Source organism: Curtobacterium pusillum (assembly GCF_007680845.1).
Classification (GTDB): domain Bacteria; phylum Actinomycetota; class Actinomycetes; order Actinomycetales; family Microbacteriaceae; genus Curtobacterium; species Curtobacterium pusillum_B.
This window is the reverse complement of sequence record NZ_VEIY01000001.1, coordinates 443,122-469,522: the sequence shown is the minus strand read 5'-3', so window position 1 is coordinate 469,522 and position 26,401 is coordinate 443,122. Positions and strand designations below refer to the sequence as shown.

At 71.6% G+C, this 26,401-nt stretch carries 25 protein-coding genes; 11 read left to right on the top strand and 14 right to left on the bottom strand.

The features are described 5' to 3' along the window. Nucleotides 1-9 precede the first annotated feature (9 nt). The 4 genes from FS825_RS02215 to FS825_RS02200 all read right to left on the bottom strand — a co-directional run bounded on the left by FS825_RS02215 (nt 10) and on the right by FS825_RS02200 (nt 5,919). Nucleotides 10-2,523 carry an OpgC domain-containing protein gene (locus FS825_RS02215; RefSeq protein ID WP_144710438.1) on the bottom strand — a complete coding sequence of 838 codons (2,514 nt, stop codon included), beginning with the start codon at nt 2,521-2,523 and terminating at the stop codon, nt 10-12. Next, nucleotides 2,511-2,924 carry an ATP-binding protein gene (locus FS825_RS02210; protein ID WP_186377029.1) on the bottom strand — a complete coding sequence of 138 codons (414 nt, stop codon included), beginning with the start codon at nt 2,922-2,924 and terminating at the stop codon, nt 2,511-2,513. The genes FS825_RS02215 and FS825_RS02210 overlap by 13 nt, the downstream gene beginning before the upstream one ends. Beyond that, nucleotides 2,921-4,927, bottom strand: a complete 2,007-nt coding sequence (locus FS825_RS02205; protein WP_144711233.1) for a glycosyltransferase — start codon at nt 4,925-4,927, stop codon at nt 2,921-2,923. Before FS825_RS02205 ends, FS825_RS02210 begins: the two co-directional genes overlap by 4 nt. Nucleotides 4,928-5,178: 251 nt before the next feature. After that, on the bottom strand, nt 5,179-5,919 hold the full coding sequence (locus tag FS825_RS02200; protein WP_144710434.1) for a TetR/AcrR family transcriptional regulator: 741 nt from the start codon (nt 5,917-5,919) through the stop codon (nt 5,179-5,181). A 151-nt stretch (nt 5,920-6,070) separates the two neighbouring features. Here FS825_RS02200 and FS825_RS02195 point away from each other — a divergent pair, with 151 nt between their 5' ends. Beyond that, on the top strand, nt 6,071-7,000 hold the full coding sequence (locus FS825_RS02195; RefSeq protein ID WP_144710432.1) for an NAD-dependent epimerase/dehydratase family protein: 930 nt from the start codon (nt 6,071-6,073) through the stop codon (nt 6,998-7,000). A 71-nt stretch (nt 7,001-7,071) separates the two neighbouring features. Here FS825_RS02195 and FS825_RS02190 read toward each other — a convergent pair whose 3' ends face one another. The 3 genes from FS825_RS02190 to FS825_RS02180 form a co-directional block, all read right to left on the bottom strand. Further along, entirely contained in the window at nt 7,072-8,388 is a 1,317-nt protein-coding gene (locus FS825_RS02190; protein ID WP_186377028.1) for a fibronectin type III domain-containing protein, read from the bottom strand. 407 nt (nt 8,389-8,795) lie between these two features. Further along, nucleotides 8,796-10,610, bottom strand: coding sequence for a DEAD/DEAH box helicase (locus FS825_RS02185; RefSeq protein WP_144710428.1), 1,815 nt, complete (start codon nt 10,608-10,610; stop codon nt 8,796-8,798). Between the two features lie 114 nt (nt 10,611-10,724). Next, nucleotides 10,725-11,201, bottom strand: a complete 477-nt coding sequence (locus FS825_RS02180; protein WP_186377027.1) for a MarR family winged helix-turn-helix transcriptional regulator — start codon at nt 11,199-11,201, stop codon at nt 10,725-10,727. Nucleotides 11,202-11,310: 109 nt separating this feature from the next. Here FS825_RS02180 and FS825_RS02175 point away from each other — a divergent pair, with 109 nt between their 5' ends. After that, the gene (locus FS825_RS02175) at nt 11,311-13,386 is read left to right on the top strand and encodes an MDR family MFS transporter (RefSeq protein WP_186377026.1); all 2,076 of its coding nucleotides are present in this window, start codon (nt 11,311-11,313) and stop codon (nt 13,384-13,386) included. Between the two features lie 68 nt (nt 13,387-13,454). After that, nucleotides 13,455-14,051, top strand: a complete 597-nt coding sequence (locus tag FS825_RS02170) for a TetR/AcrR family transcriptional regulator (RefSeq protein WP_144710424.1) — start codon at nt 13,455-13,457, stop codon at nt 14,049-14,051. Nucleotides 14,052-14,193: 142 nt separating this feature from the next. Here the strand turns inward: FS825_RS02170 and FS825_RS02165 are convergent, their stop codons facing one another. Next, nucleotides 14,194-15,120, bottom strand: coding sequence for an SDR family NAD(P)-dependent oxidoreductase (locus tag FS825_RS02165; protein WP_260980973.1), 927 nt, complete (start codon nt 15,118-15,120; stop codon nt 14,194-14,196). 88 nt (nt 15,121-15,208) lie between these two features. Between FS825_RS02165 and FS825_RS02160 the strand changes: the two genes are divergently transcribed. Further along, complete coding sequence (locus FS825_RS02160; protein WP_260980972.1) at nt 15,209-15,781, top strand: TetR/AcrR family transcriptional regulator; 573 nt, start codon at nt 15,209-15,211, stop codon at nt 15,779-15,781. A 65-nt stretch (nt 15,782-15,846) separates the two neighbouring features. Here FS825_RS02160 and FS825_RS02155 read toward each other — a convergent pair whose 3' ends face one another. Then, nucleotides 15,847-16,614, bottom strand: coding sequence for an SDR family NAD(P)-dependent oxidoreductase (locus FS825_RS02155; RefSeq protein WP_144710422.1), 768 nt, complete (start codon nt 16,612-16,614; stop codon nt 15,847-15,849). A gap of 68 nt (nt 16,615-16,682) precedes the next feature. On the opposite strand from FS825_RS02155, the gene FS825_RS02150 reads away from it, so the two are divergent. Further along, complete coding sequence (locus tag FS825_RS02150; protein WP_144710420.1) at nt 16,683-17,255, top strand: TetR family transcriptional regulator; 573 nt, start codon at nt 16,683-16,685, stop codon at nt 17,253-17,255. 13 nt (nt 17,256-17,268) lie between these two features. On the opposite strand, the gene FS825_RS02145 is transcribed toward FS825_RS02150, so the two are convergent. Beyond that, complete coding sequence (locus tag FS825_RS02145) at nt 17,269-18,216, bottom strand: aldo/keto reductase (RefSeq protein WP_144710418.1); 948 nt, start codon at nt 18,214-18,216, stop codon at nt 17,269-17,271. 109 nt (nt 18,217-18,325) lie between these two features. On the opposite strand from FS825_RS02145, the gene FS825_RS02140 reads away from it, so the two are divergent. Then, nucleotides 18,326-18,919 carry an acyl-CoA-like ligand-binding transcription factor gene (locus FS825_RS02140; protein WP_144710416.1) on the top strand — a complete coding sequence of 198 codons (594 nt, stop codon included), beginning with the start codon at nt 18,326-18,328 and terminating at the stop codon, nt 18,917-18,919. A 16-nt stretch (nt 18,920-18,935) separates the two neighbouring features. Continuing rightward, nucleotides 18,936-19,349, top strand: coding sequence for a VOC family protein (locus FS825_RS02135; protein WP_144710414.1), 414 nt, complete (start codon nt 18,936-18,938; stop codon nt 19,347-19,349). 65 nt (nt 19,350-19,414) lie between these two features. Here the strand turns inward: FS825_RS02135 and FS825_RS02130 are convergent, their stop codons facing one another. Then, entirely contained in the window at nt 19,415-19,684 is a 270-nt protein-coding gene (locus FS825_RS02130) for a hypothetical protein (RefSeq protein ID WP_144710412.1), read from the bottom strand. Between the two features lie 51 nt (nt 19,685-19,735). Here FS825_RS02130 and FS825_RS02125 point away from each other — a divergent pair, with 51 nt between their 5' ends. From FS825_RS02125 to FS825_RS02115, 3 genes are read left to right on the top strand one after another with little or no spacing between them, the layout of a single operon-like run. Next, nucleotides 19,736-20,173 carry a VOC family protein gene (locus tag FS825_RS02125; RefSeq protein WP_144710410.1) on the top strand — a complete coding sequence of 146 codons (438 nt, stop codon included), beginning with the start codon at nt 19,736-19,738 and terminating at the stop codon, nt 20,171-20,173. Then, nucleotides 20,125-20,724, top strand: coding sequence for a GNAT family N-acetyltransferase (locus tag FS825_RS18890; RefSeq protein WP_260981011.1), 600 nt, complete (start codon nt 20,125-20,127; stop codon nt 20,722-20,724). The genes FS825_RS02125 and FS825_RS18890 overlap by 49 nt, the downstream gene beginning before the upstream one ends. A gap of 43 nt (nt 20,725-20,767) precedes the next feature. Beyond that, nucleotides 20,768-21,643: a DUF808 family protein gene (locus FS825_RS02115; protein WP_144710408.1), complete on the top strand. Its 876-nt coding sequence runs from the start codon at nt 20,768-20,770 to the stop codon at nt 21,641-21,643. 86 nt (nt 21,644-21,729) lie between these two features. On the opposite strand, the gene FS825_RS02110 is transcribed toward FS825_RS02115, so the two are convergent. Beyond that, nucleotides 21,730-22,611 carry an NAD-dependent epimerase/dehydratase family protein gene (locus FS825_RS02110; protein ID WP_144710406.1) on the bottom strand — a complete coding sequence of 294 codons (882 nt, stop codon included), beginning with the start codon at nt 22,609-22,611 and terminating at the stop codon, nt 21,730-21,732. A gap of 98 nt (nt 22,612-22,709) precedes the next feature. On the opposite strand from FS825_RS02110, the gene FS825_RS02105 reads away from it, so the two are divergent. Beyond that, the gene (locus tag FS825_RS02105; RefSeq protein ID WP_144710404.1) at nt 22,710-23,288 is read left to right on the top strand and encodes a TetR/AcrR family transcriptional regulator; all 579 of its coding nucleotides are present in this window, start codon (nt 22,710-22,712) and stop codon (nt 23,286-23,288) included. 15 nt (nt 23,289-23,303) lie between these two features. On the opposite strand, the gene FS825_RS02100 is transcribed toward FS825_RS02105, so the two are convergent. Then, nucleotides 23,304-24,149, bottom strand: a complete 846-nt coding sequence (locus FS825_RS02100) for a glycoside hydrolase family 16 protein (protein ID WP_144710402.1) — start codon at nt 24,147-24,149, stop codon at nt 23,304-23,306. A gap of 181 nt (nt 24,150-24,330) precedes the next feature. Then, nucleotides 24,331-26,280 carry a potassium transporter Kup gene (locus FS825_RS02095; protein WP_144710400.1) on the bottom strand — a complete coding sequence of 650 codons (1,950 nt, stop codon included), beginning with the start codon at nt 26,278-26,280 and terminating at the stop codon, nt 24,331-24,333. Between the last annotated feature and the right edge of the window lie 121 nt (nt 26,281-26,401).

Genomic DNA, 26,401 nt, shown 5'->3' with positions numbered 1-26,401 from the left:
GGCGGGGGGTCAGCGCGGGATGACCGAGAACATGAACCGCTTCCGGATCATGTACCAGACCAGCAGGATCAGGACGGTGTGGGTCGCGAAGCCGATCCACCCGTTGTTCCAGTCGACGCCCGGGATCGACGCGATCGCCAGCGCGAAGAACACCTGCCAGACGAACACGTAGAGGCTCGCCTGCCCGATCGGGATCCAGAGCCAGCCGATCGTCGCCGCGATCGGCTTCCAGAACACGGTGAGGATGGCGTACGACACGATCGCGAAGAACGCGATGTCGACCAGACGGCCCCACTGCAGGTCGACCCGCTGGTACGCCGTGTTGTACAGGTCGTCGTACATCGACGCGGGGAACGGCGTCGGCACGAACCCGAAGTGGTTCCCGGCCCAGACGTACACCAGGAACAGCGCGTACCCGCCGATGCCCACGCCGATCAGGACCTTGCCGAGCCGACCGGTCAGCGCGCGGATGATCTGCCGCCGGTAGTACCCGAGGACGAGCCCGTGCGTGAACACCACCTGCCACGTGAGCAGGGGGAACACCGACTCGAACTGCGAGTTGATCGGCCGGAAGTCCGGGTTGACGGCCTGGTAGACGTACAGCGCCCAGCTCACGACGAGCAGCGCCCACCAGAAGCCCCGCTTGATCACCCACATGAACGCGGGGATGAACAGGCTCAGCACCACGAAGAGCCCCATGATGTTGAACGGCCACGGGCCCATCTCGAGCAGCAGGAACTGGCGGATCGCGTACCAGGGCGGCGGGTAGGCCAGCAGTTGCATGGCGTTCGGGTAGAGGTCGTAGACGCGCCCCTCGGCCCCCACCCCGCCGGTACCGGTGCCCCGGTCGGTGAACGTCGTGATCGCGTCGGTGTTCAGGAACGGGACGAAGCTCAGCGCGAAGACCACCAGGATCACGCCGAGGGTGACGAGGTACTGCTTGCGGGCGCGCTTCCACGCCCCGATCGCAGCCGCCCACTCGCCGAACTTCTTGATCGCGAACGGGTACGTCATGCCGAGCACCATGCCGGACAGGAACACGAACATCTCCGCACCCGTGATCGCACCGGTCGCGTGCAGCGTGATGTACGAGTACGGGCCACCGATCTCGATGTGGGTGATGACCACGGCGAGGATGATGAACCCGCGGAACAGGTCGAGCCGCAGGTCGCGACCGGGCTTGCCGTCGTCGGGGTAGCGCCAGCTCGGCAGCAGGCGACCGAACAGCCCGCTCAGCAGGAACACCAGCGCCAGGCCCACCGAGCACCAGACGATCCAGGCCATCTGGTCGCCGCCGGTGTCGTACTGCTGGTCGGTCGCCGCAGCGCCGGCCTGCGGGGTGACGCGGTCGGTGACGGGTCCGAACACGACCTCGCCCGCGCGCTCGAGGTCGGTCCGGAACGAACCGGCGATGCCAGGCACGGCGGTGTCCCGCCAGTCGGCGACACGGTTGCCGGCCTCGGGCTCGCGGCGGTTCGTCTCGAGGAAGGTGACGCCACGGATGAGCGGTCGGTCCTGCACGGCGGCGAGCACCTGCCGCCACCAGCCCTGCTTCACCGAGAGCTCCGCGTCGCCGCGCAGCGAGTGGTCGTACAGCGCACCCGTGTCGAGCAGCATCGGGCGGTCGTCGGCCGCCGCGAACCGGTCGTAGAAGTTCCCGGACTGCTGCTGCTCGTAGCCCCAGGTCTCGTCGAACCGTGCTGCGACCTCGCCGGACTCGGGGACGTCGTTGCGGGTCAGCGGGACGTCGCGCCCCGCGGCCTCGGTCGCCTTCCCCTTGCCGAAGTAGTACATCGACAGACCGACCCAGTCGACGGACGATGCGCCCGGCCAGTACGGCTCGTACGGGTCGTCGGCGGCGGTGAGCTGGCCGTCGTCGTTCGTGTCGAGCTTCGCGACGTCGGTCGCGGACAGGTCGCGCAGTCGACCGGCGGACTCGCCGAACGGGTAGCCGGCACCGTACGACGGCGACCACACCATGAGCGCGTCCGAGCTGCCGCCGTGCACCGCGGACGCCAACGCCCGGAACGCCGCGACGAACCGCGTCGGCTGCTGGCCCCAGCGCACCCACGTGCCGTTCATCTGCGGGGCGAACCGCACGAGCACCTGGGTGTCGTACTGGTCGTGGACCGTCTCGAACAGGTCGTTGGCCGCGCGGGCGTCCGCCGCGGTGAGCGAGCCGAGCGACTGGTCGGGCTCGAGGCTCACGACGAGGACGGCCCCCTGCGCCGCCGCGGCACGGGTCGCACGGAGGAACTCCTTGCGGGCGCTGCGGTCCAGGGGGTAGTCGATCTCGACGCCGTACATCGAGGGGGTCGCCCCGAGTCGGCCGGCGTACCCGTCCGGAGCGTCCGCGCCCCAGTCGAGGTCCGGCCCGAACCAGGTCGTCCCGGTGGCGGGCGTGACGGCTGCCGCCGTGCTCGCTCCGGCGGCGGACGCCGGCAGGGCACCGCCCAGCGCGAGCGTCGCGACGACGACCAGGAACGCGACCGCCCGGGCCGCACGACGCCTCACCGCGTGCACGCCAGCGTCCACACGTTGCGGCCACCCTCGTGCCGGTGCTCGAGCCGGTCGAGCGCCGCGATGGCGAGCGCGAGGCCGCGACCGCTCTCCTCGTCCACGTCGGCCATCGTCACGGCGGCGAGGTCGACGTCGGCGGGCAGGCCGTTGTCGCTGAGCACCGCCACGAGTTCGCGGTCGGTCACGTCGAGTTCCACCGTGTAGCGCCGTCCGGCTTCCTGGTCGGTCCGTCGGGTGTGCTCGACGATGTTCGCGGCGATCTCGGCGAGGGCGGTCTCGAGGCCGAACCGGAGCCGGACGTCGTCGATCCCGATGCCGTCCCACCACGCGCCGAAGCGGTCCTGCACCTGGTCGAGGGACTCCACCGTGGCCGGGACCTCGTACGTGGTGCGGTGCTGGCTCACAGGGGTCCTCCGGTCGTCGTCGATCCGTGTTCCGACTGCACGGTCCCCGGGCCCCGGTACCGGACGGCTCGGATGACGATGCTGAAGATGAAGAGGTCGAACACCACCCATGCGGTGTTCACGAGCGGTGCGATGCCGGACGCCTGACCGGTCAGGTACCGGATGCCGATCAGGACCAGCGCAGCGACGAGCGCCCCCATCGCGTAGAGCTGCGGCTTCACGAGGTCCCACCGGGGCTTCTGCTCGGACTCGTCGCGGACCTTGGGCGTCACCCGGAAGCCGAGCGGCCGGCCCCGGAACACGTTGTCGAAGGCGCTCGTGACGGACTCGATCCACACCGGGAACAGCGCGAGCGAGTACTGCTGCCCGCGCCAGGTCGGTCGGCCGGCGGCCACCACCCAGAACAACAGCTGGTTGAGGACGAGGAACGGGATGAGCCGGGCGAAGAAGTCGACGCTGTACGCCTGGACGGGCACGACCCCGAACGAGAGGCACAGCACGGGCGCAGCGATGTACACGATCGCCGCGAAGCCGGACAGGTAGCTCCACATCGTCGAGAAGTACATGAGCCGCTGACCCCACGACAGGCCCTTCTGCACGAGCGGGTTCTCACGGAAGAAGACCTGCATGGTGCCCTGCGCCCAGCGGAGGCGCTGCACGAGCATCGTCGGCAGGTCTTCCGGTGCGAGCCCCTTCGCGAGGATCTCGTCGTGGTAGACGGACTTCCAGCCGAGGCCGTGCAGGCGCATGGCGGTCGCCATGTCCTCGGTCACGGAGATCGTCGCGAGCGGCATGATCGGCTGCGCTTCGTCGTCGCGGTTCACGTCGAGCGCACGGGCGAGCACCGCGATGGACTCGATCGCGGCGACCGGGGAGGCATCGCGACGGCCGAGCACGTCGAGCGCGGCGTCGTCGAGGCCGGCGAACGTGTTCGCGTCGGTGGACATCGCCGCGAGCTCCTGCAGGTCGTTGCGCACCGACTCGAGGTCGGTGGCCGCGAACCGGAACGAGATCGCGTCGATGCCCCGCTGGAAGGCGTAGGTGACGTCGCCGAGCGGTTCGCCGCGCTGCACCTGCTCACGGGCGCGCTCGACCACGGCCTCGGCCTCGTCGAGCGCGCCGAGGACGCGCGGGTCGGTCTCCGTCTCGCGCGCGCGGGCCAGGAGCTTGCGGGACGTCTTGATCGTGCGCGCCACCGACGCCTCGACCTCGCGCACGTAGCGCGTGACGCCGAGCTGCATGAGCGCTTCGCGTCGGAGGATCGCGTTCGACCCGCAGAAGAACGCGGCGTTCCAGCCGTCCTTCGACTGCTGGATCGGCCCGTAGAAGAGCGGCGCCTGGCTGCCGAGCAGGTCGGCGTCCGGCACGTTCTCGAACCACTGCGGGGTCTGGACGAGCGCGGTCTTCGGGTCCTTGAAGTACCCGAGCGTGCGGTCGAGGATGGACGGTTCCGGGACCTGGTCGGCGTCGAGGATGAGCAGGAACTCGCCCTGGGTCGCGAGCAGGGCGTTGTTGAGGTTGCCGGCCTTGGCGTGCCGGGGGCGGTCCACCCAGTCGGCGCCGCGGGTGATCACGCCGATCCCGAGCGCATCGGCGGCCGCGCGCATCTCCGGGCGGTTGCCGTCGTCGAGGATCCACGTCGTGTGCGGGTGCGCGATCGCCTTCGCCGCCCGGGCCGTGCGGACCACGAGCTCGATGGGCTCGTTGTAGGTCGTGATGAAGACGTCGACCGTGACGTCGGACGAGGGCTTCGTCGGCGGCTCACCGCGTTCCCGGAGCCGCCACGCCCCGAAGGCGAACAGGAGCGAGTCGATGACGCTGTACGTCTCGGCGAGGACGAGCGGGACGGCGATCCACCACGAGTGCCAGTTCACCGACGCGGCCCAGCGCCAGCCGACGTAGTTGACGCCGGCGAGGGAGGCGAGCAGCGCGACGGTCCGCACCGTGACGAGCCGACGCCGGGCGGTGCCCTCGCTGAGTCGGCGGCGGTCCTGCCTGCTGATGTCGAGCGCGGTCACCGCGCACCCCGGTCCCCGGCGTCGCCGAACGTGCTGCGTCGCAAACGTGCCTCCTGATCCGCCGGTCCCCGACCGCGGCGCGCGCCCGAGGGTGGTTTCGGTCCGATCGGGCCCCGGCTCCAGGTACCGGCATCCGATCGTCGCTCCGGTCGTCGGGCACGACCTCGGCGTAGGGACCTGTCTACCGCAGGAGGGGGCCGTCTGTCAGTCCGCTCCCCGCTCTGGGGACAACCGTGTCAGTCGAACAGGGCGGTGAACCCGAGGTCGTCCGCGAGCCGGGCGATCACCTCGTCGAAGTAGGCCGCGCCGTCCGACACCGACCCGACGTAGTGGCCGAACAGCTCGAACGAGACCGTGCCGAACACGGTGGTCCACGCCATGAGCGTGCGGAGCAGGACCTCCTCCGGGAGCTCGGTCCCGAACTCGCGGAGGGACGCGACGCCGGCCGAGACCGCGTCGGCGACCATCCCGGGCGCCGTCGGCGGCGCTGTCGGCGACCCGCGCCTCCCGTCCGACCCGACGTCGGACGCGTCCGCTGTGGCGTCCGCGACCACGCGCACGAGTGCGAGCGTCGTGCGGGAAGCCGGCTCCACGGTCGCCCGCGGCGCGACGTAGCCGGGCACGGGTGATCCGAACAGCAGGGCGAAGTCCCCCGGGTGCGCGATCGACCACGTCCGGATGGCTCGACAGACGGCGACCCATCGTGCACCGGGCGCCGGGGCCGCCGCCTGCTCGGCTGCCTCGACCGTCGCACCGAGCTCGTCGTAGTCGGCGATGAGCAGGGCCGTCAGGAGGTCGTCGCGGCTCGGGAAGTAGCGGTAGACGGCGGACGAGACCATGCCGACGTCACGCGCGACGGCGCGGAGGCTGAGCTGCGACGGCCCTTCCTCGGTGAGTCGGGCGCGGGCCGCGGCCAGGATGCTCGCGTGCACGGCCTGTCGGGCCAGTGCACGTGCGGTCGGAGCCCGGTCTGCCATACCCCCAGCCTGCCATGCGAGAGCACTGCACACAAATGAGAGCACTGCTCTTGCAATCCGTCCCGACGAGGTGCATGCTGATCTCCGAGAGCACCGCTCTCCGAGATCGACGGAACAGACGAGATCAACAGCCCGACGAAAGCAGGAAGCCATGTCCCAGCACCACGTCGTCATCGGTGCCGGCCCGGTCGGCCGGCACGTCGCCGCGCTCCTCGCCGAGCGCGGGGAACGCGTCACGGTCGCCACCCGTTCCGGGCGCGACACCGGCCTGGACGGGGTCGACCACCTCGCCCTCGACGCCTCCGACGCCGACGCGCTCACGCGGGCCGCCGAAGGAGCGGCCGTGCTCTACAACTGCGCGAACCCGGGGAACTACACCCAGTGGGAGGCGACCTGGCCGCCGCTCGCCGCCGCACTCCTCACCGCAGCCGAGCGGACCGGCGCCGTCTACGCCATCACCGGGAACCTCTACCCGTACGGGCCGGTCGCCGGGCCGATGCGCGAGAGCCTCCCGGACGCGGCCACCGACCACAAGGGCGTCCTCCGGGCGAAGCTCTGGGCGGACGCCCTCGCCGCGCAGCTCGCCGGACGGGTCCGTGCCGTCGAGGTCCGCGCCTCGGACTACGTCGGCCCGGGCATCGGCGAGAACGGGCACATCACGCGCGTGCTCCCCGCCGCACTGCAGGGGAAGGCGGTGTCGATGGTCGGTCGGACCGACCTCCCGCACACCTTCACGGACGTGCTCGACGTCGCGCGGACGCTCGTCGCGGCCGCCGCGGACGAGGGCGCCCACGGCCGCACGTGGATGGTGCCGAGCAACCCGGCGCGGTCGCAGGCGCAGGCGCTCACCGAGATGCTGGCGGCGGCGGGCAAGCCGCCGGTCACGGTGCGGCGGCTGCCGGCCGGGCTGTTCTGGACGATGGGGCTGGTGTCACCGATGATGCGCGAGATCGGGCAGATGACCTACCAGTGGACCGCGCCGTACGTGGTCGACGACTCCGAGAGCCGGGCGCGGTTCGGGATCGAGCCGACCCCGTGGGACGAGGTCTGCCGCCGGACGGTCGCGGGGGTGGCGGCCTGAACCGCGCCGGACCGCGAGACGGGAGGCACGGTGCCAGCTGGCACAGTACCTCCCGTCCGTCGCGCTGGGGTCTAGATCACCAGGAGGCGCGTGAACTGTCCGGCGGACAGCTGCACGGCGGCACCGCCGGCGGCCTTGAGCCGCCAGAGGCCGGTCGTCGTCCCGCCGCTCACGTCGAAGAACAGGTCCCCAGCCTCGTCGGCCGCGCCGATGAAGAGTCCGCGACCCTCCGCCTTCACGCCGCTCGTCGTGCGCTCGACGGTCGAGCCGTCCGCGCTCCGGGCGGTGAGCGTGGTGATGGTCTTGTCGGCCTTGCAGCCACCCGGGCTCGCGTCCGCCGGTGCGGCGCACCACCCGGCTGACTTCGCGATGAGCAGCGAGCGCGTGTTCGTCGCGGCGTACTCGAAACCGATGCGCGACTCCGCCGAGGCGAGCGTGCTCGACCCCTTCGTGAGGACGGACCAGCCGCTCGCACCCGACGCACCCGTCGACGTGTAGTTCAGGTACAGGTCGCCCTGTCCGTCGGCGATGACGGCACCGAAGGTCTGGTACCCGGTCTCGGGCACCGACCGCGTCGTGCGGACGCCCGCGGGCGACACGGACACGACCGTCGTCGCAGCACCCTGCTGGCCGAAGGTCACCGCCGAGACGGTGCCGTCCCGACCGACCGCCCAGCCGGTGCCGGCCGAGGGGATGATCGCGACCGGCGCGGCGCCCGTCACCGGGAGCTTCGTGATCGCCCCGGTCGAGGAGTCGACGAAGTACAGGTTGCCGGCGACGTCGGACCGCAGGTCCGCCGTGAGGTGCAGGCCGGTCGCCACCGTCCGGACAGCGGCTCCGCCGGCCGGGTACATGAGGACCGAGGTGCGGTCCGCCGACGGCACGAACACGTCGCCGACGTCGTCGGCCGTGAAGCCGGTGCCGTTCGGCGCGATCGTCACCGGGGCCGCGGTCCCCGTCGTCGGGAAGCGCACGACCGAGCCGGCGGCGTTCAGGGCGAACAGGGACTGCACGGTGCGGACCGATCCGGGAGCGGTGTAGTGCACCGCGACGGCCGAACCGGTCCCACCGGCGCCGACCGCCCGCACCGAGAACGTGTAGGCGGTGCTCGCCGTGAGGTTGCCGAAGCGATCGGACCGGGCACCGGCGGGCAGACGGTCGACACCGTTGTCGGGCTGCTGTTCCGCGGGCGTGACCGTGACGCGCCAGCTGGTGACGCGTGCGCCGGACTTCGGCAGGCCCCAGGTCACGGTCGCACTGTCGGCGGCGCCGGTGACGCGGACGGCGGTCGGTGCTCCCGGCACCGACGAGGGTGCGGCCGTCGCCGGCGCTGCTCCCCCGATGATGAGCGCCACCGCTGCTGCGGCGGTGACTACGGCTCTGTACACGTGCGGTCCCCTTGGTCGTCCCCGTGAGCCCTGCGCCACGGCTAGAGGTATCAGACCACCGTCCGGACGCCCCGGGGCCGTCGCGGGCGGATCGTGCGGTCGGCCTGCGCCATCCCGCAACGCGTGGCCGGGGGCCCGGGGCGGGCCTGGTTCGCGAAAGCGACGGTCTGGCGCGAACAGTGCGCGGCACAGTGTCGCCTGGCGAAGGCAACGCGCCGCGAGGGCGGCACTGTGTCGCTTCCGCGGAGGCAACGGGTCGCGCGCGACGGTCGCGACGGCACCGCCGGAACGACGGGAGGCGCGGTGCCAGCTGGCACCTGGGCCCACGCCGGCCGGTCCCCGACAGACGCGCCAGCGGCTGTCGGGCCGTGCCCGGTGGGGAGACTCCCGTCAGGCCGCGGGTCGCGTCAGGAGCGCGGCTTGCGCGCCGGCCGGTCGCCGCGGTCGTCCCGACGCGGACCCCGGTCGTCCCGGTCGTCGCGGTCGTACCGGCGCGGGCCCTCGCGGCGGTCCGGCTTGATCTCGATGAGCTTGCCGCTGATCCGGGTGTCGGTCAGCCGGTCAAGCACGCCGCCGTCCATGTCGGCCGGCAGCTCCACGATCGAGAAGTCCGGGCGGATCTGGATGGCGCCGAAGTCGTCACGGCGCAGACCACCCTCGTTGGCGAGCGCGCCGACGATCTGACGCGGCTCGACACGGTGGCGACGCCCGACCTCGATGCGGTACGGGGTCATCGGCTGGGAGCGACGGGGGCCACGGTCCGCGCGGTCGCCCCGGTCGCTGCGCGCACCACGGTCGTCGTCGCGGTCACGGCGATCGCTGCCGCGGCTGTCGCGGTCGACGCGATTCCGCAGTTCGTCGGCCTTCGGGTCGAGCAGGAGCGGGTCCTCGCCCTGCGCCACGACAGCGAGGGCTGCGGCGACGTCGTCCGCCGGCACGTCGTGGTGCTCGACGTAGTGCGCGATGATGTCGCGGAACGCGGTGATGCGGTCCTGCTGCTCGAGCGCCGAGGTGATGGCGTCGTCGAAGCGGGTGAGGCGGGTCTCGTTGACGTCCTCGATCGTCGGCAGCTGCATCTGCGTGAGCGGCTGCTTGGTGTGCCGCTCGATCGCCGACAGCAGCCGTCGCTCGCGCGGGGTGACGAAGCTGATCGAGTCGCCCTTGCGGCCGGCGCGACCGGTGCGGCCGATGCGGTGCACGTAGGACTCGATGTCGACGGGGATGTCGAAGTTCACGACGTGGGTGATCCGGTCGACGTCGAGGCCACGGGCGGCGACGTCGGTCGCGACGAGGATGTCGAGCTTGCCGGACTTCAGCTGGTTGACCGTGCGCTCACGCTGGGCCTGGGCGACGTCACCGCTGATGGCGGCTGCGGCGTAGCCACGGGCGCGGAGCTTCTCGGCGAGGGTCTCGGTCTCGCTCTTCGTGCGGACGAAGACGATCATCCCCTCGAAGTCCTCGACCTCGAGGATGCGGGTGAGCGCGTCCACCTTCTGCGGGTACGACACCATGAGGTACCGCTGCGTGATGTTCGCCGCGGTCTTCGTCTTCGTCTTGACCGTGATCTCGGCCGGGTCGGTGAGGTACTGCTGCGAGATGCGGCGGATCTGCGCCGGCATCGTCGCGGAGAACAGGGCGACCTGCTTGTCGTCCGGCGTCTCGGCGAGGATCGTCTCGACGTCCTCGGCGAAGCCCATCTTGAGCATCTCGTCGGCCTCGTCGAGCACGAGGTACTTCAACTCGGACAGGTCGAGCGTGCCCTTGGCGATGTGGTCCATGATGCGGCCGGGCGTGCCGACCACGACGTCGACGCCACGGCGCAGCGCGGAGAGCTGCACGCCGTACGCCTGGCCGCCGTAGACGGGCAGGACGTGGACGTGCTTCATGTGGGAGGCGAACTGCTCGAACGCCTCGCACACCTGCAGCGCGAGTTCGCGCGTCGGGGACAGCACGAGCGCCTGCGGCACCTTGCTGCCCGACTCCATGCGGGACAGGATCGGCAGCGCGAACGCCGCGGTCTTGCCGGTGCCGGTCTGCGCGAGGCCGACGACGTCGCGTCCCTCGAGCAGCGTCGGGATGGTGGCTTCCTGGATCGCGGAGGGGGTCTCGTAGCCGATGTCCTTGACGGCCTTGAGCACCGGCTCGCTCAGGCCGAGGTCGGCGAAGGTCACCACGGGCCCCTCGTCGGCGGTCTCGGTGGTGGTGGCGGTGTCCGTGCTCATGCGGAAACGGTATCTCGGATGTGACCCGAGTAGTGACGGACGGGAGGATCGGGGCGGGCCCGCACCGCGCCTCCCGACCGTCTCGCGGGCACCTCCACCGCGTCAGCCGCGTGGTCAGGACGGGTCGCGACGGGCGGGCGCGCCGACCCCGAGGACCGCGTCGGCGCGGTCGTTGAGCCGCGCGAGGAGGCCCGCGAGGGTGTGCAGCTCCCCCGTCGCGAACGCCCCGGTGAGGTCGTCGAAGACCTCGGCTCCGGCGACGTCGAGCGTGTCGAGCAGCGTCCGGCCGGCGGGCGCGATGGAGACGAGGCTGGCGCGCCCGTCGGCCGGGTCGGGCGTGGTGCCGAGGTACCCGGACTCGACGAGGGAGGCGACCCGGCGACTGATCACCGGGCGGGACAACCCGGTCGCGTCGGCGATCGCCATCGAGCGGACGGCTCCGAAGTGGTCGACAGCGCGGAGGATGACCCGCGCCGTGGGGTCGAGTCCCCCGCGGGACTCGATGATCGACGACCGGAGGGTCTGCCGGACCCACAGTCGGTCGAGCTGCGCGCGCAGGAGCCGTTCGGCGTCGTCCCGTCCCTCGGTCACGTTCGTCAGCGTACTGGCCGATTTAGTTGCTTGCTGGAAGCATCTGATGTAGCGTTGCGCGGTCTGCAAACTTTCACAGCAGGAAACACAGCACGAACCAAGGAGCTCGATGACCGCCACCGCACCCGTCCCGGTGCAGCACGGCCGACGCGCAGCAGGGGTCCCAGCGACCCCGGGCGCGACCGGCCAGCAGCCGCTGATGACCCACCGCCAGATCCTCCTCGTGATCTACGGGCTGATGGCGGGCATGTTCCTGTCGTCCCTCGGACAGACGGTGTTCGGCACGGCGATCCGGACGATCGGTGACGACCTGCACGGCCTCGACCAGCAGGCGTGGGTGACGACGGCGTACCTCATCACCTCGACGATCGCGACGCCGATCTACGGCAAGCTCTCCGACATCTTCGGCCGCCGGCCGCTCTACATCTTCGGCATCGTCGTGTTCATCGTCGGCGCCGTGCTCTCGTCGATGTCGACCTCGATGCTCATGCTCGCCGGCTTCCGCGCCGTGCAGGGCATCGGCGCCGGTGCGCTCATGTCGCTCCCGCTCGCGATCATGGGCGACATCCTCGCCCCGCGCGAACGGGCGAAGTACCAGGGGTACTTCCTCGCCGTGTTCGGCATCTCGAGCGTCATCGGCCCGCTCATCGGCGGCCTGCTCGCCGGTTCCTCCGAGATCCTGTGGATCACCGGGTGGCGCTGGGTCCTGCTCATCAACGTCCCGATCGGCATCGCCGCGCTCGTCATGGTGCTGGTCTTCCTGCACCTGCCGAAGGTGCACGGCGCCGACGCGGTCAAGCCGAAGGTCGACTGGTGGGGCGCGACCTCCGTCATCGTCACGCTCGTACCGCTCCTCCTCGTGGCCGAACAGGGCCGCACGTGGGGCTGGGGCTCCGCGGCCGCGATCGCCTGCTACGTGATCGGCGTCGTCGGCCTGGTCGCCCTGCTGCTCATCGAGTCGAAGATGGGCGACGCGGCGATCATCCCGCTCAAGGTGTTCCGCTCCGGCACGTTCTCGATGGCGACCGTCATCGGCTTCCTCGTCGGCTTCGCCATGTTCGGCGCCATGCTGACCATCCCGCTCTACCTGCAGATCGTGGTCGGCCTGACCCCGACCGAGTCCGGGTTCGCGACGCTCCCCCTCGTGGGCGGCCTCATGATCGCGTCGATCACGTCCGGCCAGATCGTCGCCCGGGTCGGCCGCTACCGGATCTTCCCGGTCATCGGCACGGGCCTGGTCTCGGTCGGCTACGTGGTGCTGACCTTCATGAGCATCGACAAGCCGCTCTGGTTCCTCATGATCGGCATGTTCCTCATCGGCCTGGGCCTCGGCTCGGTCATGCAGTCGCTGACCCTCGCGTCGCAGGGGTCCGTCGAGGCCAGGGACATGGGCGTCGCCACGTCGTCGGCCACGTTCTTCCGGCAGATCGGCGGCACGCTCGGCACCGCCGTCCTCCTCTCGATCCTGTTCTCGGTGATGCCGGCGAACATCCTGCACGCGACCGCGAACCGGGCCGACCTGCGGGACGCGCTCGACGCCGCGACGAACCCGACGGTCGCCTCGGCCGCCGCCAACCGTGGCGCGATGGCAACCATCTGGGCGCCGATCGTCACACCTCTCGAGCAGAACGTGCAGTCCTCGCTCGACGACGTCACCGCCCAGGTGCAGCAGGCGACGAACGGTGCGCCGGCTGCCGTCCAGCAGCAGGCCCTCGCCGCCGCGGCCGAGAAGGCGCACGCATCCGTCCAGGACGGTGCACTCGTCGTCGACTGGTCGGACGCGTCGCAGCGGTCCTACTGGGTCGACGAGCTCACCCCGGCCGTCGCGAAGCAGGTCGAGGACGGCAGCGGCTCGGGCGACAGCTCGATCAGCACGAACGACACCTCGTTCCTGACCGGTGCCGACAGCCGGCTCACCCGGCCGTTCATGGCGGGCTTCAACGCCTCGTCCGTGACGATCTACTGGGTCGGTCTCGGCGTGATCCTGCTCGCGTTCGTGCTCACCTGGTTCTTCCGGGTGCCGCCGCTGCGCCAGCGCTCCGCCCTGCAGGAGCGGGCCGACGCGGCCGGATCCTCGGCATCCGAGGCCGAGGCCGAGCTCGAGGTGTCCGCCGGCCTGGCCGCCGCCGAAGCGGGTTCCTTCACCGGTCCGATGACCGGATCCACTCCGACCCAGCGTCGGTGACCGACCGGGGCGTCCGTCCGCTGTCCCCCTTCGTGGACGGGCGCCCCACTCCACCCCCAGGAGCGAACGTGACCAGCACCCCGACGAGCACGACGACGACGGCGACGGAGCCGTGCACGTTGCGCGAGCGGAAGAAGCAGCAGACCCGTCAGGCACTGCACGACGCCGCGCTGACCCTGGTCTCGGCGCACGGCCTCGACGGGGTCACCGTCGAGCAGATCTGCGCCGACGCAGACGTCTCCGCCCGGACGTTCTTCAACTACTTCACCTCGAAGGCACACGCCGCGCTCGGGCTCGACACGGTCGACGTCCCGGAGGCCGCCGCCGCTTGGTTCGCCGCCGCCGACGGATCGCTCGTCGACGACCTCTGCCGGCTCGTGGCGTCGAGCGTGCCGCTGTCCCAGGACCGCCGCCGGATGAAGGAGCTGCTCGTGCTCCGCCCGGAGATGACCCCGATGGTGATGCAGTGGATGGCCGAGTCCCGGCAGTCCCTCCTCGCCACCGTGGGCGCGCGCACCGACGAGCAGACCGCGAGGACGGCCCTCGCGCTCGTCATGTCGGCGCTCACCGAGGTCGCACACCGCGGGACCGTGCACACCACCGACGAGCTCGCCGCCCGGCTGCGTGCCGTGGTCGGCGAGATCGGCGCGCTGGCGAGCGCCTGAGGGCCAGGCTCCGCCACCGCGTCGCGACCCCGCAGCACCCGTCGTTTGCAGACGGCGGACAGGAGGCGCGGTGCGCGCCCGCACCGCGCCTCCCGTCCGCCATCTGGTGGCGTGCACGCGCGTCGGCTCGCCGGCCACGTCCTCAGGCGTGTGCCAGCGGGTCCAGCTGCTCCGGCGTCGCGTCGGCGGCCTGGGTCGACCGGCTGAGCGCTTCGTGCCGCTCGTCCTCGGCGAGGAGCGTGCGGCCCGCAGCGGTCCCGTGCTCGAAGGCATCCGGGCCGACGAGCAGGCGCAGCGGCGGCTCGTCCATCGCGACGACCCCGAGGACCAGACCGGCGACGAGGTCGGGGTCGCTCGCGCCGACGCTCGTCCCCTCGTGCATGCGCGCGGAGACCCCGACGGTCGACTCGTACTCCGGGCGGACCGGAGCGACCCGCATCGACGAGCCCGCCCAGTCCGTCCGCATCCCGCCCGGCTCGAGGACGGTGACGCGGACGCCGAGCGGAGCGACCTCCTTCGCGAGGACGGAGGAGAAGCCACCCACCGCCCACTTCGCGGTCTGGTACGCGCCGAGGCCCGGTGTCGCCATGCGGCCACCGACCGAGGACACCTGCACGATGTGCCCGGAGCCCTGTTCGCGCATGACGTGCACGGCCTCGCGGCTGAGGGTCACGACGCCGAAGAGGTTCGTCTCCACCTGGGCGCGGAAGTCGTCGGGGTCGACATCCTCGATGCTGGCGAGGTTCGCGTAGCCGGCGTTGTTGACGAGGACGTCGAGGCGGCCGAAGCGGTCGACGGCGGTGCGGACGGCTGCGCGCGCGGCCTCGGGGTCGGTGACGTCGAGGGCGACGGGGACCAGGGTCCCAGCCGGGGACGTGGCCGGGTCGGTTCCGGCCGGGGACGGGTCGGCTCCGGCCGGGGACGGGCCGGCTCCGGCCGCGAGGACGAGGTCGTCGAGGGCATGGACGTCGCGGACCCCGGCGACGACCTGGTGCCCGGCGGCGAGCGCGGCGGTGACGATGGAGCGACCGAGACCACGCGAGGCGCCGGTGACGAGGAAGATGGACATGATGTTCCTAACTGACTGGTTGGTTGACATTCGTCATCGAACACCCCGCTCGCCCCGTTGTCAACCATCCAGTTGATAGAGTTCGTCCATGCCGATGCCCCGCGACGCCGACGCCACCCGCGCCCGCCTCCTGCTCGCCGCACGTGACGAGTTCGCCGCGGTCGGCATCGCCGGCGCCCGCGTGGACCGGATCGCCGCCGCTGCCGCGAGCAACAAGGCGCAGATCTACCACTACTTCGGCAGCAAGGACGGCCTGTTCGACGCGGTCTTCGACGCCATGGTCGCCGAGACCCTCGACGAGGTGACGATCGATGCCGACGACCTCGCCGAGTACGCCGGACGCCTCCACGACTCCTACGCGCACCGGCCGTGGGTGCAGCGCCTGGCGACCTGGTACCGACTCGAGCGCGGGGACTCGGACCGGCCGATCGACGCCGTGGTGCGGAGCAACGCCGGCAAGCTCCGCGCGATCGAAGCGGCCCAGGACGCCGGGCGGGTGACGACGACGTTCACGGCGTCCGAGCTCCTCGGCGTCGTCATCCACACCGCGGCCCTGTGGAGCGGGGCGACCCCGGAGTACGCGCGGTTGACCGACGAGGTCGGGGCCGCGCGGCGGCGGGCGGTCGTCGTCGCGGCGGTCGCGGCGGTGCTCCGGGGCTGACCGCGGCGCCGCTCGGATCGGTAGGAAACTACCAGGATCGGTACTTTTCTCCCGCAGCACTGCGCTCAGACGACCGACCACCCGCCGTCGCTCGGCAGCACCGCGCCGTTGACGTTCGCCGAGTCGTCGCTGAGCAACCACGTGATGGCGGCGGCGAGCTGCTCGGGCTGCGCGACCGGCGGGATCGCGACCTGCATGATCGGCCCGACACGCGACGCCGCGTACGCACTCCGCATCGGCGCCTCGATGTTCGTCGCGACGGCACCCGGCGCGACGGCGTTCGCGCGGACGCCCTGCGGCCCGTGGAAGAACGCGACGCTCTTCGTGAACCCGGCGATCGCGTGCTTCGACGCTGTGTAGGCCGCCCCGGCCGCCGATGCACGGAGGGCCGCCTCGGACGCGACGTTCACGACGGCGCCACGTCCGGCGGCGATCATGATCGGCAGGACCGCGCGGGTGAGGCGCATCGGACCGGTGACGTTGACGCTGAACACCCGGTCCCAGGTGGCGTCGTCGACCTCGCTCGGCGGGAGGAAGGCGTCCATGATCCCGGCGACGTTGGCGAGGCCGTCGATCCGACCGCCGGCCGCGGCGATCAGCGCGTCGATCGTCTCCGTGGCGGCGACGTCGCCGACCACGGTCTCGACGGCCAGCCCTGCGCCGTCGACGAGTTCGGCCCGGAGGGCGTCGAGCCGTTCGGGGACCACGTCGGTCGCGATGACCCGGCCGCCTTCGTTCGCGATGCGCGTCGCCGTGGCGCGTCCGATGCCGGAACCCGCCCCGGTGACGATGATGGTCCTGCCGGTGAACCGTCCGGCGGTGGTGTCGGTCATGTCGTCTCCTCACTGAGAGGCGCTGGATGCGCCATCCCTGTTGTAGCACTCAGTGCCGAAAGGCTGCCATGAGCACCGATCGCCCGACCGGACGCCCCCGGACGATCGACCCCGACGCGGTGTCGCTGGTCGCCCTCCGACTCTTCGACGAGCAGGGGTTCGACGACGTGTCGATGGACGACGTCGCGGCCGCGGCCGGGATCAGCCGACGGTCGTTGTTCCGACTGTTCCCGAGCAAGGCCGCGCTCGTGTGGGGCGGCCTCGACGAGTTCGCCACGCGGTTCACCGAGGCGTTGCGGGTCCGTCCGGAGTCCGAGTCCTCCTGGGTGGCGTTGCGTGCCGCCTACCGCGTCGGCGCGTCCTTCCCCGAGGACACCGTCGAGGTCACCCGGCACCGCCTCCGGGTCATCCGGGCGAACCCGTCGCTCGAGCGCGGAGGCGAAGCCGCGTCCGCAGCGCTCACCGGGGTCATCGAGCGCTTCGTCGCGGAACGGGACGGCGGCACGGTCGACGACCTCACCACGACGGTGCGGGCGCACGCGCTGGCCGCGGCGGCGAGCGCTGCGCTCACCTGGTGGGCGCTGCACGGCGACGGCCGGCCGGAGGAGGTCGTCGACCGCGCGCTCGCGCTCTTCGGCTGACCGGCGGGGCCGGTCAGGCGCGGCTGGCGGTCCGCTTGCCGCGCACGTCGTGCGAGAGCGCGTCGATGCGGGCCAGGTCGTCGGCGGTGAGGACGACGTCGGCGGCGGCGACGTTCTCCGCGACGCGGTCGGGGTTCTTCGACCCGGGGATCGGGACGAGGTCGTCGCGCTGCGCGAGGATCCACGCGAGCGACAGCTGCGAGAGCGAGATCCCGTGGGCGTCCGCGATCGCCGACAGCTCCCGGGTCACCGCGACGTTCTGGTCGTAGTGCTCCGCCGCCCACCACTCGAGCATGTGCCGGATGTCGTCCTCCGGGTACGAGGATCGGGGCCGGACCGCGCCACTGAGGAACCCGCGCGCGAGCGGCGAGTACGCGACGAGACCGATGCCGAGCTCATCGACGAGGGGGAAGAGCTCCTCGGACTCGCGGGCGAACACCGAGTACTCGGTCTGGAACGCCGAGATCGGGTGCACGGCGTGTGCGCGGCGGAGCTGTTCGCCGTCGGTGTTGGACAGGCCGAGGTACTTGACCTTCCCGGCCTGGACGTACTCGGCCATGACGCCGACGACGTCCTCGATCGGGACGGCCGGGTCGTGCACGTGCTGGTAGAGCAGGTCGATCGAGTCAGTCCCGAGGTTCACCAGGCTCTGGTCGACGACCTCGCGGATGTGCTCCGGGCGGGAGTCCGGCGCCCAGTCGTCGGTGGTGAAGCCGAACTTCGTCGCGATGGTCACCTGGTCGCGGATCGGAGCGAGGGCCCTGCCGAGGAGCCGCTCCCCCGCACCCCACCCGTACATCTCGGCGGTGTCGAAGTGCGTGACACCGAGGTCGTGGGCGCGGCGGATCGCCGCGGTGGACTCGGTCTCGTCGGCCGGTCCGTAGGCGAACACGGTGCCCATCGCGCCGTAGCCGATGGAGCCGACCGTGAGCCCCTGTGTCCCGAGTGTGCGCTGCTGCATGAGCCGTCCTTTCGTCGAGTGGTGGCTGTGCTGCGGATGTCACTGTACGCCTGATCTGTCAGAGTCTGACAAGTCGGGCACTGGCCGACGACTGCGGTAGGATCCGGGGGTGAGCGAGACGAGCGTGCGGACCGGGCTGCGTGACATCACGCGGGAAGCCGTCCGCGCGCGGATCGCCGCGGTGGCCGTGGCGCGCTTCGACCGGGACGGGTTCGACGCGGTGACCGTCGAGCAGATCGCGGCCGAGGTCGGCATCTCCGCACGGAGCTTCCACCGCTACTTCCCCGCGAAGGAGGACACCGTGATCGGCGACCCCCGGCGGCACCGGGGCGTCCTCGCCGACGCACTCCGGGAACGCCCGGCCGACGAGCCCGTGTGGGAGTCCCTGCGCGAGGCGTTCGCCGGCATGATGGTCCGCGCCGACGAGGACCCCGAGTACGGCCGTCGCTCCGTCCGGGTGATGACGTCCACGCCGTCGCTCCGCGCCCGGAACCTCGAGAAGCACCTGGCGTGGGCGGACGTCCTGACACCGCTCGTCGTCGACCGGCTGCGCGGGTCGGACCAGCCAGAGCTCCGGGCCGCCGTGCTCGTGCAGGCGGCGCTCGGCTGCTTCGACGTCGCGATCGACCGGTGGTCCGTCACCGACGAGGACGCCCCGACGCTGCTGCGCCGCACGTTCGACACGCTCGCGTCCGCCGTCTGAGCGGTAGGGTCCGGGCATGAGCGTGCACGGGCCTTCGCCCTACTTCCAGTTCGACGGCACCGCCCGCCAAGCCCTCGAGCGCTGGCGCAGCGTGTTCGGCGGCGAGGTCCGGATCGCGACGTACGCGGACTTCTCACGGACCGACGGCCCCTCGGACGCCGTCGCACACGGGCAGCTCCACGGCGAGGTCGAGCTCTTCGCCGCCGACGCCGCCACGGGCGAGACCCCGTTCGCCGCGACCGGCGTGCTGTTCTCGCTGCTCGGGGCCTCGACACCCGACGTCCTGCGAGGGTGGTTCGACGACCTCGCGACCGACGGCATCGTGGTCGACCAGCTGCAGGAGCGCCCGTGGGGCGACTGGGACGGCATCGTGCGGGACGCGTTCGGCGTGACGTGGCTCATCGGGTTCGAGGCGGCCGCGCTGGCGTGACCGACCGCGCGGAGCGGCCCAGCCGCGCCGGCGTGACCGACCGCGCGACCCCGCCCGCCGCGCCCCTACCGCTCGTCGAGCGCCAACAGCGGCGCCCAGTACGCGTCGGGCCCGTCCGCGACCACGGCGTCCGGCTCGAACCGGAACCCGTACCCCCGGACGAAGTCGAGCGCCGCTGCCCGCTCGCTCGTGGCGTCGTCGTCCGACGCGTCGAAGAGGTACTCGCCGTGCCCCATCCGCACGCCCGAGTCGCTGATCACCGAGAGGTCCCAGCGCCCTTCCTCGGCGCGTTCGATCCGCACGACGGCGGCCTGGTCAGCGGTGAAGTCAGCCATGCCGCGAGCATACGGACGACACGACGACGACGTTCAGCCTAGGGTGGCGCCATGACTGCGACGGTGCGGCAGGTACAGGTGACGTTCGACTGTGCGGACCCCGAGCGGGTCGCGCGGTTCTGGTGCGAGGTGCTCGGCTACGTGGTGCCGCCTCCGCCACCGGGCTTCGACTCGTGGGACGCCTTCGACCAGACGCTCCCGCCGGAGGACCAGGGATCGGCGTTCGCCTGCGTCGACCCGAACGGCGTCGGTCCACGGCTGTTCTTCCAACGGGTCCCGGAGGGCAAGGTCGTCAAGAACCGCGTGCACCTCGACGTCCGGGTCGGCACCGGGCTCGAGGGTGCGGAACGGCTCGCCGCGCTCGACGCCGAGAGCGACCGGCTCACCGCGCTCGGCGCCACGCAGTTCCGTCGCATGCTCGCCGACGAGGTGAACGAGTCCTGCATCGTGATGCAGGACGTCGAGGGCAACGAGTTCTGCCTGGACTGATCCGGCCGCTCCCGCCGGAGCTGCGGACGGAGCGCCTCGTCCTGGGCGGCTGGAGCGACCACGACGCCGGCTGGTACGCCGACCTGGTCGCGGAGCGGAGCGCCGCTGCTGCCCGCCGTGGTGAGCCGCCGACGCCGCGCACCGCCGGTCGCCCGACCGTCGCGGCCGCCGTCGACACGATCAGCCGGCTGGCCGGGACGATCGGCTCGCCCGTGCCGCTCTACGTGGTCCGCCGCGCCGCGGACGACGAACCGCTCGGGTACTGCGGTCTGGTCGTCGGCCGGTCGGTCCCCGCCGAGCCCGAGGTCGCGTACGAGTTCCTCGAGGCAGCCCACTCGCACGGCTACGCGACCGAGGCGGCGACGGCCGTCGTGCAGGCCGCGCGGACGGCCGGCTCCGTCCGGCTCTGGGCGACCATCCGGTCCTGGAACCACCCGTCGTCGCGGGTGGCCGCGCGACTGGGCTTCGTGCCGGATCCCCTGGCCACCGCCGCGCACCCCGAGCCGGACGACGGCCGCGGCGATCAGGTGTGGTACCGACTCGACTGCTGAGTCGACGTACAGGGAGTGTCCGCGGAAGCCCTAGTCTTGGCGCATGTCAGTCGGTCTGCTCGCCATCGTCGACGACGTGCTCTCCGCGGCCCTGAAGGCCAGCGCCAAGACGGCGGGTGTCGTCATCGACGACGCGGCCGTGACCCCGCAGTACGTGCAGGGGCTCTCCCCCGCCCGTGAGTTGCCGGTCGTCGGGCGGATCGCACTCGGGAGCCTGTTCAACAAGTTCGTCATCATCATCCCGCTCGCGCTGCTGCTCACGGCGTTCGCCCCGTGGGTGCTCCCGTGGCTGCTGCTCCTCGGCGGGACGTACCTGTGCTTCGAGGGCGCCGAGAAGGTCACCGAGTGGTTCGGCCACCACCACGCCGGCGCCGAGGAGTCGACCGGCGACGAGGGGAAGCTCGTCTTCGGCGCGATCCGCACCGACCTCATCCTCAGCACCGAGATCATGCTCATCGCCCTGGCCGGGCTCGACCCGGACTTCGGGCTCTGGCCGACGCTCGGCGCGCTCATCGTCATCGGCCTCGTCATGACGGCGGCCGTCTACGGTGCGGTCGCACTCCTCGTGAAGGTCGACGACATCGGCCTGCAGATGATGAAGCACCCGGTCCGCCGCACCCGACGGACCGGCGCGCGGATCGTCCGGGCGATGCCGGCGGTCTTCCGGGTCATCAGCGTCGTCGGCACGGTCGCGATGCTCTGGGTGGGCGGCCACCTCGTGATCCAGAACCTCGCCGAGACCGTCTGGCACGGCCCGTACGACCTGCTGCACGCCATCGAGCACGCGATCGAAGCGACCGGTCCGGTCGTGACGTGGATCGTGGACACGGCCGTCTCAGCGGTGTTCGGCGTCGTGCTCGGCATGATGGTGGTCGGCGTCGTCCTCGGCGTCGGTCGCCTGCGCGGCCGCACCCACTGAGCACGGACGGACGGGAGGCGCGGTGCGGGCCCGCACCGCGCCTCCCGTCCGTCACGGGGTGACGCCCCTCACGCCGGTGACGTCCGTCACTGGGTGACGTTCTCCAGGTCCGCCAGCAGGCTCGGGTGGGTCGGCTGCCAGCCGAGCGTGCGCTGGGTGACCGCGCCGGACGCCGGCTGGTCCATCGCGAAGATCGGTGCGAACGCACCGAAGGTCTCGTCCGCGACCCGCTGCACGGGCACGCCGAGCCGCCGCCCGATGACCTCGACGATGTCGCGGACCCGGTCGCCTTCGTCGGCGACGGCGTGCCACGCCGTCCCGGCCGGTGCCCCCTCGAGCGCGAGCCGGAACAGCACCGCGGCATCCCGCGCGTGGACGGCCGGCCAGCGCTGCTCGCCCGTACCGGGGTACCCGGCGACACCGGTGCTCCGGGCGACCTCGGTGAGGATCCCGGCGAAGCCCCCGGTGCCGTCGGCGTGCACCGTGCGGGGCAGGCGGATCGCGGAGACCCGGACGCCCCGGTCCGCGAGGTCGAGGGCGGCGAGGACCGATCGCGCTCGCCCGGCGACCGGGCCCTCCAGCGGGAGCGGATCGGTCTCGACCGACGGACGTCCGGCGACCCACGGCGTCCCGGACACGACGACGAACGGGCGGTCGGACCCGACGAGGGCCTCGCCGAGGGCGGCCATCGCGGCGGACTCCTCGGCGATGGCACGCGCGAGGGCGTCCGGCGAGCTGAAGTCGTTCGAGAACGCGAGGCTGACGACCCCGTCGGCGTCCCCGGCTGCGGCACGGAGGGTCTCGAGGTCGGTGAGTGCACCGCGCACCGGGTTCGCTCCGGCGGCGGTCAGGGCGGCTGCCGACCGGTCGGAGCGGGCGAGCGCGGAGACGGCGTGGCCCGCCGCGAGGAGTTCCGCGACGACGGCGGTGCCGATGGTGCCGGTGCCGCCGGTGACGAAGACGTGCATGGGTGCTCCCGAGGATCGGGGTCCCGCAGTGACGGGACCGATGTCCCATCACGGTACACCCGCGATGGGACAGTTGTCCCGTCGCGTATGATCGTCCCATGGCGCGATGGGAACCCGGAGCCCGGGAACGACTGGTCCTGGCGGCCGTCGACCTCTTCTCGGAGCAGGGCTACGACGAGACCACCGTGGCGCAGATCGCCGAGCGCGCCGGGGTCACGAAGAGCACGTTCTTCCGGCACTTCCCCGACAAGCGCGAGCTGCTCGTGGCCGGCCAGGAGACACTGAGCCGCCTGCTGGCCGACGGCATCGCCGACGCCCCGGACGGTGCGACCCCGCTCGACGCCGTGGCCGCCGGGCTGGCCCGTGCGTCGGAGGAGATGGGACCGGTGAACCGCGAGCTCGGGCCGCGGCTCCGGGCAGCGGTCGCCGCCAGCGCGGAGCTGCAGGAACGCGATGCCCTGAAGCGCGTCGGCATGGCGGCCGCCATGACCGACGCCCTCGTCGCACGCGGGATCGGCGACGCGGCGGCCCGCCTCGCGAGCGAGATGGGGGTCCTGGCGTTCAAGCAGGGGTTCGACGCGTGGTCGGGCAACGGCCGGACCGACGACGAGCCGCTCGCCGCGTCCGCCCTCGCAGCCCTCGACGAGCTGCGAGCGGCGGCCGCGGCGCTCGGTTGAGCCCGCAGGTCGGGCTCAGTTCCAGATCGCGATCCAGTCGATGCTGACGTGCCCGACGGCCGAAGCCGGCACCGCGGCGCCGCTCGTCGTCGTCTCGGCCTGCAGGGTCACCCGGAACGCCGTCTTCGGCACGGCCTTGGTGGTCGACGACACGAGCTTGCCGTCCCAGTAGAACCGCACGATGCCCTTGTCCCACTCGGTCGTCGCCACGTGCCAGCCGGTCGTGTCCGAGGACGCGAAGGTCTCCTTGCCCGGCTCGAACTGCATGCCGCGCGCCGAGAGGGTCCCGGGCACGGCCGATGCCGGACGAGCGCGAGCACCGAGGTCGGCCTCGGGCCAGTCGATCTCGCCCTCGTTCCAGTTGTCGTTCGACGGCCACAACATCCCGACGAACTTGTAGCCGGTCGTCTTGGTGGTCTTGTACCGGATGGAGACGCGACCGGTCTTGTGCGGGGCGTAGCCGTCGGGCATGATCGCCGCGACCAGCGGCTGCCCCTTCTCGGTGTGCAGCGCGAAGTCCAGGACGCCCTTCGACACGCTGAGGACCTTCGCGGGCGCGTACTTGCCACGCCCCGTCGTGTCGGAGAAGCCGTCGTAGGTGCCGATCGACGGGTACGCCTTCGCGAACTGACCCACCGCGGCGTTCGTGCTGTCGAAGCCCTGGCGGTACGACATCTTCCACGTCCGGCCGTTGGTGACCAGGTTCCCCCGGGCCGGCACGGTGGTGGAGTTCGGGATGGTGGCGGTCGCCTTCGACGAGGCGGGGACCGTGGCGGCGTCGGCTGGTGCGCCGGCAGCCAGGCCGGTCGCGACGACGAGCGCGACCGAGACGGCGGTGACGAGGACGAACGGGGACCGCATGCGAACTGCCTCCTGCTTGGCTCAGCGTGTGGTGCGATGACCGTGGTGCTTGTGCGAGGGAGTATCGGGAGGTGGTGCCGAGGTGTTAGAGGATTCCCTCGGCGGATCGCGTTCGTCCAGGTTCGCTGTACCCCACGTACCCCGTCAGCGGCAGGAACGCTGACGGGCAGGGCGGACGTCGTCAGATCTCGACGTCGCTGCCCATCGTCACGGTGCGCTGTGCCGGCAGGCCGAACCGGGCCGCCGGGTCGGCCGCGTTGTGCGCCAGACCGACGAACAGTTTCTTCCGCCAGCCGACCATGCCGCGGTTGCCCGGCATCGGCCGGAGCGCCCCGCGGGAGATGAAGTACGAGGCGCGCTCCATCTCGTCCGGGTCGATGTCGAGCACCTCGGCCAGGCACGCCGCGTGCAGTGCCTTCGGCAGGTCCTGGTCGTCCGAGAACCCGAACTTGATCGTGATGTGGTCGATGCCGTCGTCCTCGTAGCCGAGGTCGTCCCGGAAGAACGCCTTCGCGTGCGGCACGTGCGGCACGTTCGCGGTGAGGACGGACACGATGATCACGGTCCGGTGCACGACGTGGTTGTGCTCGACGTTGGCCCGGAGCGCGAGCGGCGTCGTCTCCTTGTTCGGGTGCGGGAACACGGCGACGCCCTTGACGCGCGGGATGCCCTTCGTGTTGATCTTCGTGATGAAGTCGGCGAGCGACCCCTCGCGTTCCTTGCGCTCGTCCTGGACGAGCTGCCGGCCGCGGCGCCACGTCGTCATGATCGTGATCACGGCGAGGGCGATGAGCAGCGGCACCCACCCGCCGTGCAGGATCTTCGACAGGTTGCCGGCGAGGAACGTCAGCTCGAGTCCGCCGAACGCCACCGCGGCGACGACGAGCTTCCACGTCTTCCACTTCCACAGCGGCCGCACGACGATGAGGAGCAGCAGGGTGTCGACGACGAGCGCACCCGTCACGGACACCCCGTACGCGGTCGCCAGGTTCGCGGAGGACCGGAACGCGAGCATGATCGCGAGGACGCCGATGAAGAGCAGGAGGTTCACGGCCGGCAGGTAGATCTGGCCGCTCTCACGACGCGAGGTCTGCCGGATCGTCAGCGGCGGCAGGAGTCCGAGCTGCACCGCCTGCCGGGTGAGCGAGAACGCCCCGGAGATGACGGCCTGGCTGGCGATCACGGTCGCGATCGTCGCGAGGACCACCACGGGGATCTGCAGGGCGTTCGGGAAGAGCAGGAAGAACGGGTCCTTCGCGGCCTCGGGGTTGCTGAGCACCAGCGACGCCTGGCCGAGGTAGTTGAGCACCAGGGCGGGGAACACGACGAAGAACCACGCCCGGAGGATCGCCGGCCGGCCGAAGTGGCCCATGTCGGCGTACAGCGCTTCCGCACCGGTGATGACCAGCACGACGGCGCCCATCGCCACGAACGTGATGTACGGGTGCGCGAAGAGGAAGGCGATGGCCCACGTCGGCGACAGACCCTGCAGGACGCCCGGGTGGGCGATGATGTGCGGCACGCCGGCACCGGCGATCACCACGAACCAGAGCAGCATGACCGGCCCGAACAGGGACCCGACCTTGCCGGTGCCGAACCGTTGCGCCGCGAACAGGATGACGAGGATGACGGCGGCGATCGGCACGACCAGGTGCCCGACCGACGGCGCCGCGGTCTCGAGCCCCTCGACCGCGGACAGCACCGACACCGCGGGCGTGATCACCGAGTCTCCGTAGAACAGCGAGACGCCGACGATCCCGATGACGAGGAAGATCACCGCACCGCCGCGCCGCTTCGCGTACAGCCGGCGAGCCAGTGCGGCCAGCGCCATCACGCCGCCCTCGCCGTCGTTGTCGGCCCGCATGAGCACGAGGACGTACTTGATCGACACGATGATCGTGATGCTCCAGAACATCATCGAGATCACGCCGTAGACGTCTTCCTGGTTGGCCTTCACGATGCCGTCGTCGATCGTGAAGACCGTCCGGAGCGCGTACAGCGGGCTGGTCCCGATGTCGCCGAACACGACGCCGAGCGCTGCCAGCGCGAGCGCGGCGACGCCCTTCGTCGCACCGTGCGCGCCGTCGTCGGCCGCGTCGGTCGCCGGGGTCTGAGAGCGGGTCTCGGTCACGCTCGTCACTTCCGTCTCCGGCCGTCCGGGCGACGGCCGCCGCCCATCTTCGCACCGTCGACACGGGCGCGCTTGCAGCGTGCGCACATGCCGGACTGGAGGCGCGGTGCGGATCCGGCAC